This is a genomic window from Acidocella aminolytica 101 = DSM 11237, from assembly GCF_900129125.1.
Lineage (GTDB): Bacteria > Pseudomonadota > Alphaproteobacteria > Acetobacterales > Acetobacteraceae > Acidocella > Acidocella aminolytica.
This window is the reverse complement of the sequence record NZ_FQVJ01000064.1, coordinates 1-12,688: the sequence shown is the minus strand read 5'-3', so window position 1 is coordinate 12,688 and position 12,688 is coordinate 1. Positions and strand designations below refer to the sequence as shown.

Sequence of the window (12,688 nt, the reverse complement as noted above, 5' to 3'; positions counted from 1 at the left end):
CCGCCGGTCAGGCGGACAAACAAGGACCGCCCCGGCGTGTTATGAACGTCTCCCACCAGCCAATAACGCCCCTCACGCCGCCCGGCGGGCAGATAATACCGGCACACTGCCTCGGCTTGCCGTGCCAGCATCTGTGCCAGCTCGGCCGCCGGCATGGAAAAATCAGGCTTGGGCATCGTTGCCCCTCCATCGCTACAGATTGCCCATCAATTCAGGTTCGTATTCGGCGTTGGGCCGAACAGCGCAGCCTATCGTTCCACCCTGCCCATGCGCTATCTTCCGAATCGGAAGTGCGCTTGGCCACCGCACCCCTCGAAAATCTTCCACTCGGCTGGGCTTCATGCTATACATGACCATCTAATTGGTCAGGAGCATCCCATGAACAACGTTAACCTCGCCGACGCCAAGGCGCATCTGAGCGAGCTGGTCGAACGGGCCGCCGCGGGGGAGGCTGTGGGAATCACCCGCCGGGGCAAGCCGGTGGCACAGATTGTCTCCGCCGATACGCCGCGCAAACCAGTCAGTCTCGATGCCCTGCGCGCCGTGACCGCCGCCATGCCAAAACAGGCTGAGCCCGCGCGCGAGGCCATCCGCAAGATGCGCGATGAGACGCGCTATTGAGCCTGTATCTCGACACATCTCTGCTGGTCGCCGCCCTGACCAATGAAGCCGAGACCCCGCGCATGCAGGCCTGGCTGACCGCACAACAAGCCGGAGACCTCGCCATCAGCGATTGGGTGGTCACCGAATTCTCCGCGGCCTTGTCGATCAAGCTGCGCACGGGCCAGTTGCAACCGGCGCACCGTGCCGATGCCCTGGCCCTGTTCACGCAACTGGCAGCCGAAAGCTTCCGGCATTTGGCCGTCAACGGGCTGCAATTCCGCACCGCCGCCCGCTTCGCGGATCAATACACGCTGGGCTTACGCGCGGGCGATGCTTTGCATCTCGCCATCTGCGCGGATCACGGCGCCACGCTGTGCACGTTGGACCGCCGCCTCGGCGAGGCCGGCGCAGCACTGGGCGTAAAGACTCTGCTTCTCTGACAAACGCCCACGCAAAATGGGCCGTACCCCACCGGGTCCGGCCCATCCGCATTGGTCGCTGAGTCTTCAAGCGATTTCCAGACATTCCATCAATCGCCCTCCTGCCCGGCGATGTCGGCAAAGCAGTCCGACAGAAACTCCGTGGTCGAGCAGCCTTTGATCGCATCGGCGGTGATGAACAACGCCATGCCGCCAAAACCATCGGCGCGCATCTTTGAACACATGAACGCCGTCGTCACGGTGATGTAACGCCGTTTGGCGGAACGCCGCACGATGTCCTGAAGAATGACCTCCCACGACAACCCGCTCATATCAAGCTCAATGGTGCCATCATCCGATGTGGCATTTTTAAGTTTTTCTTCCACATAGTGATACACTTGGCTTTTGTTGCCACGGGTCGCATCTAGCGCCGTTATAAGTTCGGCGCGATCGACCCAGATCAGATCCGACGGCCCTTGCCAGGAATGGAAATAGGTTCCGTCACCATCCGAGTCCGCATCGAACATCTGCGAGAGCAACAAAAGCTCCAGCTTCGTCATGTCCGCGTTGGGGATGATTTCCGGTATCACAGTCGGTGAAAAATAATCCGCCATGTTGGCCTCCAGAAATGCAAAACCCGGCACGGGGCCGGGTTCTGTGTTGAGAGAGATGAATATTGAAACTCGATACTCAGGCAGCATCGACTTCAAACGGATCAAGCAGTCTATGCAGCGCCATGGCCCGGCCCATCCAGGGTTCGGGCCGGATGGCTTTGATCCAATCCGCGAAGCCTGGTATGAAGCCGAGGTCTTCGCGAACGTGCTGCTCGCCGATCAGGCGCACAGGTACGACGCGCCCCGTCGAGATCGTCATCACATGGCCGAAAAATCTTTCCGCCATAAAAATGCCCTCGGCATGATGGCGAAGTGCCCGATGCCGGAAGTCTGCTGTTATGAGCTTCGACTCATCGAACCAAGAATGTAGCGACAAAAAATCTTCCGCCGTCCCGCCCCATTTTTTCGCGGAGGATAACGCGTGATGATAAGGATGAGCCATTTCCTCCTCCTCAAAATTCATGCGAATAGTTTTCGGAAGCGGTATAGCGCTCATTATAGTCGAGCGTGATGTTGCCTCCCGCGACATCGAAGGTAAAATCGCCATAGGCGCCATCATTGTTCTCCCAGCCGCAATGCGTCTGCGCCAAAAAATCATAGGATAGCGCCTCAATGGCTTCACGCACCGTGTGGGTCTGGCGTTCAATGTCAGGGCTATCCCAGGCCGGGCGGAAAAGCTCGATCCGCTCATCCGGCAATTCCGCGGCAACATCGCCGCTCTGGGCCGTGATGTCCTCGATCTGGCCGCTATCGCCATAACCGTCGAAATTCACGATCACGGCGGTAATGCCATGTTCCGCCAGAATCCCGAAAAGCGCTTTTTTGTTGCCATCGAGCACGGCACGCGCGCGTTCGCGATACGCGCGTTCTTTTTGTTCCCATGCCGCCATAAACGGATCGATACTGGTAAGCGGTTGCTGACCAGATGCTGGATTGTGATTGTCTGACATGATCTGTCTCCAGAAATGCAAAACCCGGCACGGGGCCGGGTTTTGATGGGGTGAATGGATAAAGACGAGGCGGCCTCTTGGCCGCCTCGGGGTTGTGGGATCACTCCGCCGCGATCTCGTGCGGCTCGAGCTGTTCATAGTCTTCGACTGATGGAAGATCGGCCGTCTCTGCTTCCTCGCTGGCCGCATCCGCGCAGGCATCGGCGGCGACGGTACTTTGCATGGCCAAGGCCGCAACATCTGCCTGCATCGTCATGGTCTCCACGCCCTTCGTGCGCAGCGCCTCGGGCAGCCAGCCGGTGCCCGCCAACGCCTGCGCGGCGGCCTCAGCCATGTCGCCTTTCTTGAGGTTTTCCAGCCGTTGCGCGGCCTGCTCGCCCTTGGCTTCGCGTACAGCCTCGAGGATGCGCGCTTTGGTCACCCGGCCGAGATAATTGTCCACATTCGGCGCCCACCCCGCAGCGGCCAAATCAAGCGTCAAAATTTCCGCCAGTCGCCCGGCATGCGCCAACGCCCGGGGCCGCCGGTTATAGACATCATGCGTGGCGTTCAGCGTCAGCGCCACGCAATGGGCGAATAACGCCTCGCGGCTATCCGTATCGAGATTGGCGAGGGCATCCCATAGTTCAGCACTATCTTCGGGCAATTGCGCCGCCCAGGCCTCGTGCCGCGCATCAACCCGCGTCGCCAAGGGCGTGTCGGCCAGCCCCGGCGCCTGGGCACCGAACATCACGCTCTTCGCCTCAACCTCCAGACAGGATTCAGCACCGTAGCGATAGAACAGCCGCAGGCACAGCGCGTGCAGCAGCGCGAGGTAAGCGATGCCTAGCTCGTTGCCCAACGCCTCGCGCATCGCCAGCGTTCGATAGGCCGTCAGCTCGGTCAGCAGCCGGTCAGGCAATGGTTTAATGCCATCTTCCTCCTCCACCTCCGGTTCGGCCGCATCACCGACATGCGCGACGATGATGCGGCTTTCCGGCATGGCGGGATCGCTATCATCATCTGCGACACCACTACCCTCACCTGCCAAAGCCGCCTCATCGGCTTCCTCAACCACCACCGGCTCATCCTCGGGGCGAACATAGCCGCGTTCCACCCGCAGCGCGCCACTGCCGTCGATGCTGACAAACACCCCCGCCATGGCCATTTCCGCGGGATCATAAACTGGCGGGCGATGGGTCAGCGCGTCAATCTCGGCTTCGATTTCCGCGAGGCAGGCATCGGCATCGTCGGAGACCTCATCCGCCGCCGCGGCTTCCTCCTCGATCCGCTCTGCCTCGGCCCGCAGCGCTTCAACCTGGACGATCTCCTGCTCAGTTAGCTGGCGGCGCGTGCCTGCAATCCGCCGCAGGCCATAGCTGTGGCCATACGGGAACTCGGTCGCGGTCTCGACCCATTTCCAGCCCTCGGCGCGGAGGGCGTCGGCGTCGCGCTCCAGCTTTTCCGCCACCACGCGCACCAACAGCCCGGCATCCTGCAACCAGCCACCATCATCCTGCTGGAACAGATCGCGCATGATCGGCCCGCCCGCCGCCACATAATCCTCGCCGGCATATTGCGCCCGCTTGTCACTGGCGCGCACCGCGCCTTCGGTGAGCATCCGGCGGATCTGATACGGCTCTTTGTTGTAGGAGCGCTGCATCGCCTCCCACACTTGCTCCTGGCGCTGATGGTCTGGGCCGACCGAGAACGCCATCAATTGGTCGAGATTCATCTCGTCCTCGGCATAAACCTCCAGCAGCCGGGGCGAGACGGCAGCCAGCCGCAGCCGCTGCTTCACCACCGAGACTGCGACAAAAAACACCGCCGCGATCTCCTCCTCGCTCTGCCCCTTCTCGCGCAGCGCCTGAAACGCCCGGAACTGATCCAGCGGATGCAGCGGCGCGCGTTGCACATTTTCCGCCAGGCTGTCCTCCTCGGCGATGCCTTCGGTGCGGACGACGCACGGGATTGGCGCGGTCTTGGCGAGGCGCTTTTGCCGCACCAGCAATTCCAGCGCCCGGTAGCGCCGCCCGCCGGCGGGGATTTCGAACAAGCCGGTCTCCGCGCCCTTGTCATCCAGCACCGGCCGCACGGTGATGCTTTGCAGCAGCGTGCGCCGCGCGATATCCGCCGCAAGCTCCTCGATCGACACGCCGGCCTTCACCCGCCGGACATTGGATTGCGACAGCACCAGCCGATCAAAAGGAATATCGCGGGAGGCGCTGAGCGTGATTTTCTGAACAGATTTGGCCATGGGAAAAACTCCACGACGGGCGGCCGGAGACACTCTCTCGACCTCCATCCCGTCATGAATTTTTGCTCGGCCCTCTGACTCTTGGTGCCCCCTCAAGAGGAAAGCCGTGAAACCGCAAAAGCGGCTCCACGGCTTTGAACATTCCCTGAAAAAAAGTCAGCTCACGCGCTCCAACAGCATTTTTGCTTTGCCTTCCAGCTCCAGCCGGGCATCCTGATGTGGCTTGGTTCGTGCAAGGGCCGTAATTCCTTGCACGAAGTCGAACACGCTTTCTGGTGGATGGCCTTCCTCACTCAGAACCGCGTTGATAACTTTTGCGGTCTCGGATTTGCTGAACCCGCGTTTGCGCAAAAAGGCCTCGCGATCTTCATCCTTGCGGGCGACGATTTGTTCGCGCGCCACCTTCACACCAGCAATGAACGGTGCGGGGGAAGAGTTGGCGAAACTGGTGAGCGCCGGAGTGGCCTCATGGGCGAAGCGCTGCGCGGCAAATTTGCTATGTCGGATGCTGATCTCCTGAAAATCTTCCACGCCCCAGAGGTTGCGGTTCATGCAGACCGCGCGAAGGTAGAAGGACGCGATACCCAGCGTCTTCGAACCAACCTCGCTGTTCCAGCAATAAAAACCCCGGAAATAGAGATCAGGATCACCATTCGGCAACCGGCCCGCTTCGATCGGATGAGTGTCATCGACCAGGAACAAGAACACATCGCGGTCGCTGGCATAGAGCGTGGTCGTGTCCTTGCTCACGTCCACGAACGGGTTATGCGTCATCGTCGCCCAATCGAGCACGCCCGGCACTTTCCAATTCGTATCGCCCGTGCCGTTGCCCGCGATACGCATCACCGCCGAGACCAACTCATGGTCCCAGATGCGCCCGTAATCCGGGCCGGTGACGGCGCGCAACTCCACCCGCCCGTCATTGGTCTCCAGCGTCTTCACCAGCTCGGCGCGATGATTGAGCAGCCCGTGCTGCAGATTGATCCCCGCCAGAGGTGCTGGCAACTCGCGCAGATACCCGGCCGGCGCCCCCACCAGCCCGCAAAGCTGCCCAAAACTCCAATGCGTCGGATCCACCGGCCGCTCTTGTCCCGGCACGATCAGTGCCAGCCGTTCGCCATCGTCACGCCGCGCCTCCACCCGGATGGCCCGGCTCTCCACCGTCCGCGCCTCGGCCCGGTCAGTCCGCGCACGCACCGCACCATATAATTCCGGCAAGGACAAAAACCGCTCATCATCGGGCCGCGAAAACCATTCCGACGACACCCGTCCCAGCCGCTCACCCCGGCTGACATCGACCTTAAAACCCGCCGACCCAGCCCGGCCCGCGCTCGCCCCCACAACCGCCACCGCGGCAGACGCATTGATATCCATGGCACTTCTCCATGACAGGCGCCGGAAGCCTCTCCTCCGGACTAAAACCTGTCATGAAGTGCCCAGCTCAACTCTCACTCTCAGCCCCGAAACCGGGGCCAAAGACCAGCACGGTAATCGGCAGCACCGCGCTCTATCACGCCAATTACGTGACGTAGCCAAGTTCTAAAAAGCAGACATCAACCGTAACTGACGGATATCGAATTGGCGGAAGAAATAACAGCGTGTCCAATGGGGCAAGCTCGTCAAAGATTTTCAGGCAAATTGAAATGTGCAACCCGTTCGCTATAGCGCTCCACCAAGTAATCCGAACGATCGCGCAATAGCCAAGTAAAGCGCACCAACTCCTCCATAACGTCGACGACGCGATCATACAACGGTCCTGGCAGCATTCTGCCCGCCTGATCGAACTGTTCATACGCTTTCGGCACACTCGACTGGTTGGGGATGGTAAACATACGCATCCAGCGGCCAAGCAGTCGCAGCGTGTTGACGGCATTGAAACTTTGGCTGCCGCCGCTCACTTGCATGACGGCCAGAGTCCGGCCTTGCGTTGGCCTCACGCTGCCAATCTCCAACGGAATCCAGTCGATCTGGTTTTTAAATACGCCAGTGACAGCGCCATGGCGTTCCGGGCTGCACCAGACCTGACCTTCAGACCAGAGCGCCAGGGCACGTAATTCCCGCACCTTGGGATGGTCGGCCCCGGTGAAATCGGCGACTGGCAGATCCCGTGGATTAAATATTTTCGTTTCTGCACCGAGCAGATCGAGTATCCGGGCGGCTTCTTCGACAAGCATCCGCGAGTATGATCGCTCACGCAGCGACCCATAAAGTAGAAGAATGCGCGGTGGATGCGCCGTCCGTGCGATTGGTTCGAGGCGTTCATGGTCGACTGCTGGCAGCAGATCGTGGCGTAAAGCCGGCATCGCTGAGTCGGGCTTAAATTGCGTGCTCATGGCGTTCCCAGTAGTGGCAACCATATAACCAGAGCCACCAAAACGATTAGCAGCACGGGCGGGGTGATGAGAAGGCCAACGCGCATATACTGGCCCCAGCTGATGGTGATGCCCTTTTTCCCGAGCACATGCAGCCAGAGCAGCGTCGCGAGACTGCCGATCGGCGTGAATTTCGGGCCGAGATCACAGCCGATAATGTTGGCGTACACCATTAGCTCACGGGTCAGCGCGGGGATGCCATGAGACTGCTCAATGGATAATGTGCCGATTAACACACCCGGCATGTTGTTCATAACCGACGATAAGATTGCAGCGCCAAAGCCGGTGCCGATGGTGGCGACCCAGATGCCATGGCGCGCGAGCCACGCGAGCGCATCCGCCAAGTATAGCGTCAGTCCAGCATTTCGCAGGCCGTACACCACCAGATACATCCCAAGAGAGAAAATAACGACCTGCCACGGCGCACCGCGCAACACTTTACTCGTCGCGATGACGGCACCCTGGCCGCGCTGCAACCAGCGCCCCGCCAAAGCAAGCAGGACGACCGCGCCAGCGACCGTAACCACAGAGACCGGCACACCAAGAGGAGCCAAAATGAAATATGCCAGCAGTAGTACGCCCAGCAGCGGAAAGGCGGCCTTGAAAACGAGCCGGTCCTTTATGGCGCTCTCCGGGGCGACGAGTTTTGCCATTGAATAATACACGGGCACGCTGCGGCCAAAGTAAAACCAAAGAACGCCGAGTGTCGCTGCCAGCGAACAAAGGTCAACGGGCACCATCACCGCTGCATAGCGGTCGAAGGTGACATGAAAATAATTGGCGCTGACGATGTTAACGAGATTGGAAATGATGAGCGGCAGACTGGTCGTATCCGCGACAAAGCCCGTGGCAATCACGAACGCCAGTGTCTGGGCGGGCGTAAATTCTAGACGCAATAAAATCGCTACCACAATCGGCGTCAGCAGCAGCGCCGCACCGTCATTGGCGAACACCGCGGCGATGAGCGCACCGAGCACTACGACAAGAGGAAATAGCTTACGGCCATTACCGCCGCCCCAGCGCGCCACGTGCAGGGCGGCCCATTGGAAAAATCCCGCCTCATCCAGCAGGAGCGAGATGATGATCAACGCGACGAAGGTGAAAGTTGCGTCCCAGACGATGTGCCACACCACTGGCACATCGTGCCAACTGATAACACCCGTCAGCAGTGCGACAATTGCTCCTACCATGGCGCTCCAACCTATCCCCAAGCCCCGCGGCTGCCAGATGACGAAGACGAGGGTAACCAGGAAGATGGCAAGCGCCAGCATCTTGAAGTCCTAAACCAGTTGTTGATGAGGCGATTATTTAACGCGTTGGCCGGCGGAATCGATGACGGCTTCACCATCCTCCTTGGCGAACGCGCCGATCTGCGGCTTGGGCAAAATGTCCAATACGACCTCCGAAGGACGGCAGAGTTTTACGCCCCTGGAGGTGACGACCAGGGGCCGGTTGATGAGGATGGGATGCGCCATCATCGCATCGACCAGTTGTTCGTCGGTCAGCGTTTCGTCATCCAGACCGAGTTCGGCATAGGGCGTGCCTTTTTCGCGCAGCAATTCACGCGCCGTCAGGCCGGCGCGCTCGATCAGGCTTGACAATTCTTGGCGAGAGGGAGGATTTTTGAGGTATTCGATCACATTTGGCTCGATGCCGGCATTGAGAATCATCGCCAGCGTGTTGCGCGAGGTGCCGCAGGCCGGATTATGGTAGATCGTCACATTATCATTTTGCATCAGGCAACATCCGGGCACAGGGAGGTGGCACCTTCGGCACGGCCGATCTCGCGTAGTTTCGTGCCGAGCGCCATTTTATCGATACTGGCGAGTGGCAAGCTCGTAAAAGCGCTAATCCGGTTACGTAGATAACGGAAGGCCTGAACGAAGGCCGCTTGCTTCTCGATATCCGAACCCTCAACCGCGGCCGGGTCATTAATGCCCCAATGCGCCGTCATCGGATGACCGGGCCAGATGGGGCAGGTCTCGCCGGCGGCATTGTCGCAAACGGTGAACACAAAATCCATAACCGGCGCCCCCGGTTGAGAAAACTCGTCCCAGCTTTTCGAGCGCAGGCCCTCGGTTGGGTAACCATTGCCATCAAGCACTCTTATGGCAAAAGGGTTTACGATCCCTTTTGGATAGCTGCCTGCCGAAAATGCCCGGAACTTTCCACCGCCATCCCTATTGAGAATCGATTCCGCCAGCACTGAGCGGGACGTGTTGCCAGTGCAGAGAAACATCACGTTGTAAATGCGGTCAGACATTGGCCTCTTCCTTTGTGGGGCAGCAGGGGATCAGATCGGCGATAACGCTGGCGCATGTTTCTGGATTGCCGCCGCAGCAATCAGCCACCAGAAATAAGGTCATTTCTCGGAAGCGTTTCAGATCGGCGCGGTACACAATCGATCGGCTATAGCGCTTGCTGTGGATCAGTCCGGCGCGGGACAAAATTCCCAAATGCGTTGACATCGTATTGGGAGGCACCGCCAGGATTCTTGAGATTTCGCCGGCAGCAACGCCGTTTGGCTCGTTCCTTACCAGTAGTCTGAACACGTCCAGACGCGTGGTCTGAGCCAATGCGCCAAGTGTCACAATAACGTCGCAATTCTCCATATTTCGAGTATAAAAGAATTATGGAAGCTACGCAAGGCCACGGATGCACACATTACCTGAAGAACGTCTGATTTTCTTTGCTTGTAATCCGCAGCTACCCGTCCGCTTTCGGCCCGTCTTTGCCAAATGCGGTCAGCATCGCACTGCCTCCATCAGCTGCGCGTCGTTATTCGCCTGGCTGTTCACCCGGCGGCTGACGGGCCAGGCTTTGAGAATCTCATCGCCTGCGGGCCGCAATAACTCCCCTGGATCTCCTTCGTCATCACCCAGCCACAACGGCCAATCCCCAGCCTCCACGATCACCGGCATCCGGTCATGGATCGGCCGGGCGATTTCGTTGGCGCTAGTCGTGATGAGAGTAAAGCTGCGCAGCCACGCACCTCCCTCCCCCTGCCAGACATCCCACAACCCGGCCAGCATCATCGGCACGCCATTCTGGCGGGCGAAGGCACTCGGCATTAAAGTGGGCGAGCCCTGCCTCCTCGCTTTGCGCCGGCCCGCGTGCAAACAAGTCGAATGACGCTCCAGCAATTACCCGCTTTATGGCGATATGAGCCGGCGCATGTACGAAGTCCTCGCCGCCCGCGTGCCGCAAGTGGAACCCTACAGCGTCGATGAGATGTTCCGAGATGCGGTCAAATCCGCCCGCGCCATGGCAGCGCTGGATGCCGTCAACGCTCGTTTTGGGAGCGGCATGATCAAAACCTGGGCCGGCCGCCAGGCACGGCACTCGCCCCGCTACACCACGCGCGCCGAGGAGATGCTGGTGGCTCAGGCGTTTTGAACGGATGATGAATATGATTAAGCGGGGCAAAGCCCCTGGTTGCGCACCCGCAAGGGGTGCGCTTCTGGGCGATCCGCCAAGCGGATCGCTGCCTGGTCGGCACTGCGGCCTCCCAAAAACATGTGTGGCGCAGACCGCGCCCATTTAGCCGTTGCTTTCCGCCGTTAAACTTCCCGGCACCCAATCGGCATCCGTGCCGTGCAGACCGGCCTCCCCTGCGGCGTGGCGACGCGGGGATTTCTCTGCATCCTTGGGCTTACCGCCAGCCTTTGCTTTGCCGTTCCCATTGCCCAGCGATTTCGCAATCTTCTCCGCCGCCTTTGCGGCTTTCGGGCGCATCACGTTAATGGCAGCCGCATCGAGCGTATTCTTTATGTGCGCGGCATAATGTTTCTCGATCATCTCTACCGAGGTTCGGCAATTCTTGGCGATCTGATAAATATCCGCTCCCTCCATCAACCGCAGGCAGATATAGGTATGCCGCAGGCTGTACGCCGTGCGCGGCTTCCCATCCCGATCGGCCTTCAATTTGGCTTTCGCCAATATCCGGTTGAATAACTTTAACTGCCCGCCTTGCGGGAACACCTTGTCGGTCGGCTCCGGCAACTCCACCGGCAGCGGCGCGTTCGGGTTCTTCAGGCTCCGGCTGCGTTTTTGCTTACCGCGCGTCGGCTTTGGCCGGTTAAGCAACCGCTCATAAGGCCGCACCGCGCCCGGCGTGCTCTTGCAGAACCCCACCCCGCGCTTGCCCCGCACCTCGATCTCCAGAATCGTCTGGCCCGTGGCATGATCGGTCACGATCGACACATCACGGTGCTGGAGATTTCCGGCCTCATCAGGCCTCAGCCCGGTATTGCCCATGAACAAAATATAGTCGTGCATCTGCTCGGCATTCCACCGGTACTGCGGCTGCGGCGGATTGCGCGCCCAGTCCCGCGAGGCCGTATAAAGCTGCTTATATTCCTCCGGGCTGAACCAGGGCCGGTGCACGATTTTGCCCTGGGTCTTATACGGCGGCGACAAATCCGGCAGATGCGTCAGCCAGCCATGGCGGATCGCCGCCTTCAACACCAGCCGTAGCGTCACCACCTCATCATGCAACGTGCTACGCGCAGGCGGTTTGGCTTTGGCCTTCGTCGCCGTCTCAATCCGGTGCACCCGGTAATCCTGCACGGTCCCGGGCGTCACCTCCGACAATCCCATCTTCCCAAAGAACGGCAACAGATGCAGGCGCAGCCGAATTTGATGCCCTTGCACCCATTTGGGCGAGCGCTCGCCCTCGGTGATGACTTCATATTCGCGGGTAAATTTCTCGGCCGCATCGGCGACGGTCTTCTCCGTCACCAGCGTGCCAGAAGCCTGCTTGCCGCAGAGTCCCAGATACCAATCCTGCGCCACCTTGGTTGCGAGATTGACGTTTTCTTGTTTGGTGGTGGCCCGCCATTGTTTGGCCCCGACGGAGGCCGAGCATTGCCAGAACCGGCTATTGCCGCGCCGGTACAACTGCAGCTTGCCACCCAGCAGCGTCAGATGATTATCCATCGAACACCCTCAAACATAGGGGGCCGCGGGAACGGGATATTCAGATCAAGGCGCCCGGTACACAGCCTCGTTTGCACTGAGCAAAAACTTTACAACCGCGTAGATTGTCAGGTTTTTACCGGCGAGTGAACATGTGTTAAGGGTGTGCTAGGCGTATAGAACGCCAAAAGCCTCCCGGAGGAGGCCATTGTGCATTGATTTGGTTTGTATTTCTGGTTGCGGGACCTGGATTTGAACCAGGGACCTTCAGGTTATGAGCCTGACGAGCTACCGGGCTGCTCCACCCCGCGTCATTGATTTTACCGCCCTTACTTTGCCTATTTGGCATTTTGGGGCGGTTATTATGTTTTATTGATAGGCTGGAAGACCTGGCGGCGACCTACTCTCCCGTGCCTTAAGACACAGTACCATGGGCGCTGGGGATTTTCACGTCCGAGTTCGGGATGGGATCGGGTGTAGGCTCCCCGCCAAAGCCACCAGGTCATCCAGCCTATCAATATGATTTATCTGGGTGAATGGTTTTGGTGCGTTTTATGTGTGTGATTTCAGCAATTTT

The 12,688-nt window shown here is 59.5% G+C and carries 15 protein-coding genes, 1 tRNA gene, 1 rRNA gene and 1 pseudogene; 4 read left to right on the top strand and 14 right to left on the bottom strand.

Going from position 1 to position 12,688, the window contains the following annotated elements; all coding sequences use genetic code 11:
* The first annotated feature begins 378 nt into the window (after positions 1–378).
* The gene (locus BUB54_RS18970; RefSeq protein ID WP_048880522.1) at positions 379–621 is read left to right on the top strand and encodes a type II toxin-antitoxin system Phd/YefM family antitoxin; all 243 of its coding nucleotides are present in this window, start codon (positions 379–381) and stop codon (positions 619–621) included.
* Complete coding sequence (locus BUB54_RS18965; RefSeq protein WP_048880521.1) at positions 618–1,043, top strand: type II toxin-antitoxin system VapC family toxin; 426 nt, start codon at positions 618–620, stop codon at positions 1,041–1,043. The genes BUB54_RS18970 and BUB54_RS18965 overlap by 4 nt, the downstream gene beginning before the upstream one ends.
* 89 nt (positions 1,044–1,132) lie before the next feature.
* On the opposite strand, the gene BUB54_RS18960 is transcribed toward BUB54_RS18965, so the two are convergent.
* The 11 genes from BUB54_RS18960 to BUB54_RS18910 form a co-directional block, all read right to left on the bottom strand.
* Complete coding sequence (locus BUB54_RS18960) at positions 1,133–1,636, bottom strand: hypothetical protein (protein WP_048880524.1); 504 nt, start codon at positions 1,634–1,636, stop codon at positions 1,133–1,135.
* A 76-nt stretch (positions 1,637–1,712) separates the two neighbouring features.
* Complete coding sequence (locus tag BUB54_RS18955) at positions 1,713–2,078, bottom strand: DUF6915 family protein (RefSeq protein WP_073212021.1); 366 nt, start codon at positions 2,076–2,078, stop codon at positions 1,713–1,715.
* A gap of 10 nt (positions 2,079–2,088) precedes the next feature.
* Positions 2,089–2,586, bottom strand: coding sequence for a DUF6878 family protein (locus BUB54_RS18950; protein ID WP_073212020.1), 498 nt, complete (start codon positions 2,584–2,586; stop codon positions 2,089–2,091).
* A 100-nt stretch (positions 2,587–2,686) separates the two neighbouring features.
* Entirely contained in the window at positions 2,687–4,822 is a 2,136-nt protein-coding gene (locus BUB54_RS18945) for a ParB/RepB/Spo0J family partition protein (RefSeq protein WP_073212019.1), read from the bottom strand.
* A 156-nt stretch (positions 4,823–4,978) separates the two neighbouring features.
* Positions 4,979–6,196 (bottom strand): hypothetical protein, encoded by a 1,218-nt coding sequence (locus tag BUB54_RS18940; protein ID WP_048879560.1) that lies wholly within the window; start codon positions 6,194–6,196, stop codon positions 4,979–4,981.
* 245 nt (positions 6,197–6,441) lie between these two features.
* A complete protein-coding gene (arsH, locus tag BUB54_RS18935; RefSeq protein WP_241869417.1) occupies positions 6,442–7,155 on the bottom strand; it encodes an arsenical resistance protein ArsH in 714 nt (237 codons plus the stop codon).
* The gene (locus BUB54_RS18930; protein ID WP_048879558.1) at positions 7,152–8,465 is read right to left on the bottom strand and encodes an arsenic transporter; all 1,314 of its coding nucleotides are present in this window, start codon (positions 8,463–8,465) and stop codon (positions 7,152–7,154) included. The genes arsH and BUB54_RS18930 overlap by 4 nt, the downstream gene beginning before the upstream one ends.
* A 33-nt stretch (positions 8,466–8,498) precedes the next feature.
* Positions 8,499–8,930, bottom strand: coding sequence for an arsenate reductase (glutaredoxin) (gene arsC, locus BUB54_RS18925; protein ID WP_048879557.1), 432 nt, complete (start codon positions 8,928–8,930; stop codon positions 8,499–8,501).
* A complete protein-coding gene (locus BUB54_RS18920; protein ID WP_048879556.1) occupies positions 8,930–9,457 on the bottom strand; it encodes an arsenate reductase ArsC in 528 nt (175 codons plus the stop codon). Before BUB54_RS18920 ends, arsC begins: the two co-directional genes overlap by 1 nt.
* Positions 9,450–9,806 (bottom strand): ArsR/SmtB family transcription factor, encoded by a 357-nt coding sequence (locus BUB54_RS18915; RefSeq protein ID WP_048879555.1) that lies wholly within the window; start codon positions 9,804–9,806, stop codon positions 9,450–9,452. The genes BUB54_RS18920 and BUB54_RS18915 overlap by 8 nt, the downstream gene beginning before the upstream one ends.
* A gap of 132 nt (positions 9,807–9,938) precedes the next feature.
* Positions 9,939–10,265, bottom strand: coding sequence for an SOS response-associated peptidase (locus tag BUB54_RS18910; protein WP_052948405.1), 327 nt, complete (start codon positions 10,263–10,265; stop codon positions 9,939–9,941).
* 76 nt (positions 10,266–10,341) lie between these two features.
* Here BUB54_RS18910 and BUB54_RS21960 point away from each other — a divergent pair.
* Positions 10,342–10,455 (top strand): annotated as a pseudogene (locus BUB54_RS21960) (hypothetical protein); the annotation flags it as partial.
* Positions 10,456–10,458: 3 nt separating this feature from the next.
* Entirely contained in the window at positions 10,459–10,590 is a 132-nt protein-coding gene (locus tag BUB54_RS21955; RefSeq protein WP_342351568.1) for a DUF4113 domain-containing protein, read from the top strand.
* Between the two features lie 144 nt (positions 10,591–10,734).
* On the opposite strand, the gene BUB54_RS18900 is transcribed toward BUB54_RS21955, so the two are convergent.
* The 3 genes from BUB54_RS18900 to rrf form a co-directional block, all read right to left on the bottom strand.
* Positions 10,735–12,132, bottom strand: a complete 1,398-nt coding sequence (locus BUB54_RS18900) for a tyrosine-type recombinase/integrase (protein WP_073212018.1) — start codon at positions 12,130–12,132, stop codon at positions 10,735–10,737.
* A 213-nt stretch (positions 12,133–12,345) separates the two neighbouring features.
* A tRNA-Met gene (locus tag BUB54_RS18895) sits at positions 12,346–12,422 on the bottom strand.
* A gap of 76 nt (positions 12,423–12,498) precedes the next feature.
* Positions 12,499–12,613: ribosomal RNA gene (rrf, locus tag BUB54_RS18890) — 5S ribosomal RNA — on the bottom strand.
* Positions 12,614–12,688 lie beyond the last annotated feature (75 nt).